Consider the following 3293-nt stretch of genomic DNA (forward strand, 5'->3'; position numbering starts at 1 on the left):
AGTGAAATATTCATAAATGTGCTTAAGTTGGTACGATCGGTTAAAAATGCTAATGTTATTATAATTAGAACCTAATTCATTAAATTCATGAATAAGAAAGCGGTGGTCTTCTTCTATGCCAAGTAGTATTCTGTTCATAAACGTATGCGAGGCGTAGAATCGATTTCTCATCGAATGGTTTGCCGATGAGTTGCATCCCGATCGGTAAATTGTTATTAGTAAAGCCGCATGGTATCGATAATGCTGGAAAGCCCGCAAGATTCCAAATACTCGTGAATCGGGCCAATTGAGTTCTAACATCTGTTACCTTCCCACGTATCTTTATTGTACTCTCTCCAATCTTTGGGGCAGTGATTGGGGTTGTTGGTGTAATCAAAACGTCAACATCCTTCATAGATCGTTCAAGTTTATCGATGAGAAAGCTCCTTATCCTCTGTGCATCTAAGTAATCTATAGCATGGAATAATCTTCCTAACATCAATCGTGCTATAATATCTTGACCGAACTCATTCGCATGAGTTAATAGTATCTTTTCATAGTATGATGTTGCTTCACATGCCATGATGATCAAAGCGATACTTCGGCTATACTTCGCATAAGGTACCTCGACCTCTTCTACAGAAGCGCCCAATTCTTTCATCAATTCTACAGCTTTATCTATTGCATATTCGATTTCCTCATCGATATCTTCAAAGAAAAAGTCTTTTGGAATACCTACTTTCATCCCTTTAATATCCTCTATAAAAGCATCCTCATAATCTGTTGTAGAATGGACTGTTACAGGATCCTTCGAATCATAGCCTGCAATGACTTGAAGTATTAGAGCTACATCCTTTACCGATTTCGTTAATGTACCAATGTGATCTAGTGACCAACTTAATGCTCTACATCCAAATCTACTCACTCTACCATAGGTGGGTTTCAAGCCGACCACGCCACATAACGCTGCCGGTATTCTGATCGATCCGCCTGTATCGGTACCTAATGAAGCTGCACAGAGGTCACCAGCTACCGCTACAGCAGATCCGCCACTCGATCCACCAGATATTCGCTCAACATCCCAAGGATTTCTTGTAGCTCCATAGTGAGGATTCTCATTGGTCAGACCATAGGCTATCTCATGCATGTTGAGCTTACCCAGGATTATTGCATCGGCGCCCTTTAACCGCTCCACCACCGTACTATCGAAGCTCGCAATTTCATTAACGAATACCTTCGAGCCACAGGTCGTAGGAATATTCTTCATATCTAAGATATCCTTAATCGCTATTGGTACTCCACACAACGATCCTAACTTCTCTCCTTGCTTGATCTTCCTCTCCACCTCTTCAGCAGCCCTTAATGCTTCATCCTTCAATACTGTGATGTAAGCATTGAGTCGACCGTTCAGCCTTTCGATCCTCTCCAAGTACGCTGAAGTCAATTCGGTTGGTGAAACTTCCCCTCTACGAATAAGATCTAAAAGCTCACTTACCGTTAATGATGTAAGTTTATCAACGTTCAATTCCTTCCATCACTCTTACTCTAAAGTATGTGGGAGGTTCGATATTCGATACTTCTATGTTACGAAGCTCGTTCAATTCATTTATCAACCTTTCATACGAGGAAGCGATCTGCTCAAGCATAGCCTCATCGATCTTTATCTTATAGCGCTCCAGAGCGAGGTACTTTAAAAATTCCTTTAAATCTTTGTACATTTTAACCTCTTCATCAGATTAGCACTAAATGTTATAAAACCTTTAGATGTCTAAGCTCGATCTTCCAATCATATCATTCGATAAAGATCCTTCATTATAATACGATAGATTTTAATACCTAGATCTTTAAAATTTATGCGATGAATAAGAACCTTTTATCTTATACAATCGTTACCATCTTGCTATTAACTTCATTGTTAAATTTCAATGAAATATCTTATGCACAGATACCTCTCTCAGTATACGTTTCAACGAACAAAACCCTTTACTCGAGAGGAGAGGCTATAGTAATATCCGGTTCGGTCGTTGATAAGGATGGCAATAGGGTTCCGGGTGTAACCATCGCTATTAACATAACAGATCCTAATAACAGACCCATCTACGTTAAATCGGTAACATCAGGAGATGATGGATTATTTACAGATACTTACACTCTACCCGCAGATACTCTAGGCGGTTCATATTTATTGAGTGTAAGAGCGAGTAAAGCAGGTTATACTACTGCAACGGGTCGCACATACTTCACAGTCTTTGTCTTCACTTTACAGACCAATAAAGAGAGTTATTCTTCTGATGATGCACTTATAGTATCTGGAGAGAGTGCTGCTAGAGATGTTTTAACGATTCGGCTCTATAATCCCCTCGGTGCTCTCATAGCTTTAGCTCAAACTCAAGCGGATGCTACAGGTAAATATAGTGTTACAGTTACAAGGTGGCCTTCAACGATAGATGATAGGTTCCCTACTGGAAATTACACCGTTAGAGTAACATCGATAAATTATGAACGGACCTTCTCTAAAGTAGTCAAATTTACTGCACCTGTGCCAGCTCCGGTAATCCTCGATTTATATACCCAAAAGGGAGGTAGTGGCACGGGCCAAGATGGAGGGATTTTTGAGGCTGAAAAAGAGGTCGTACAATTGACAGTATTAATGAAAGAGGGTGATCGGCCTGTACCAGGTGTTACGATCAATATTACAATCATAGATCCTAAGGGCGCTACTATCTCGAGGAGTGTTCAGACCGATATGGGTGGAACGGCTTCCTATACTTACGAATTGAAAGAAGATGCGTTAGAAGGTATATACAGAGTACTTGCTACCACATCATATAAAGGTATCATTCGCAAAGATAATGTCACATTCTCGGTCAGGGTCATAAGACCATCTGTAATCATCGTTGTAGCCTTATCATCATCTACCGTCGAATTGGGCAAAGATGTGGATATAATTGCCAGGGTCAGTGTCGATGGTTCACCAAAGGAGGGTGTCGATGTGACATTCCTAATTAGAGATTCAACAGGTAAGCTGATGTTGAATAAGAGCGCATTGACCGATGCTACTGGTAAAAGCTCCATATCTTATACACTACCGAAAGATGCTACTGTAGGAGCTTATACAATTTCTGCTACAGCTTCGTATAAGAAGGTTATAGCTACCGATAGAATTGAATTAAAAGTCATTTCACCTCCTACCCCCACGCCTACACCTACTCCACCTCCTACTCCCACACCAACACCTACTCCAACCCCAACACCCACTCCAACACCAACCCCAACACCAACACCTACTAGAGGACCCTCCATCAACTCTACAG

At 40.8% G+C, this 3293-nt stretch carries 3 protein-coding genes; 1 reads left to right on the forward strand and 2 read right to left on the reverse strand.

Going from position 1 to position 3293, the window contains the following annotated elements; translation table 11 throughout:
- Window positions 1–85: 85 nt before the first annotated feature.
- Together NZ896_06625 and NZ896_06630 are read right to left on the reverse strand one after the other, a co-directional pair.
- Entirely contained in the window at window positions 86–1504 is a 1419-nt protein-coding gene (locus NZ896_06625) for an aspartyl/glutamyl-tRNA amidotransferase subunit A (protein MCS7117120.1), read from the reverse strand.
- The gene (locus NZ896_06630) at window positions 1494–1697 is read right to left on the reverse strand and encodes a hypothetical protein (protein ID MCS7117121.1); all 204 of its coding nucleotides are present in this window, start codon (window positions 1695–1697) and stop codon (window positions 1494–1496) included. Before NZ896_06630 ends, NZ896_06625 begins: the two co-directional genes overlap by 11 nt.
- A gap of 179 nt (window positions 1698–1876) precedes the next feature.
- Here NZ896_06630 and NZ896_06635 point away from each other — a divergent pair.
- Window positions 1877–3293: MG2 domain-containing protein (locus NZ896_06635; protein MCS7117122.1), on the forward strand; the 1417-nt coding region annotated here is incomplete at its 3' end.

The sequence above is a fragment of the Nitrososphaerales archaeon genome (assembly GCA_025058425.1).
In the GTDB taxonomy this organism is placed as follows: Archaea; Thermoproteota; Nitrososphaeria; order Nitrososphaerales; family JANXEG01; genus JANXEG01.

Coding starts and splice junctions, on each gene's coding strand:
- NZ896_06630 (MCS7117121.1), bottom strand. CDS start 1,697: ATGTACAAAGATTTAAAGGAATTTTTAAAGTACCTCGCTCTGGAGCGC.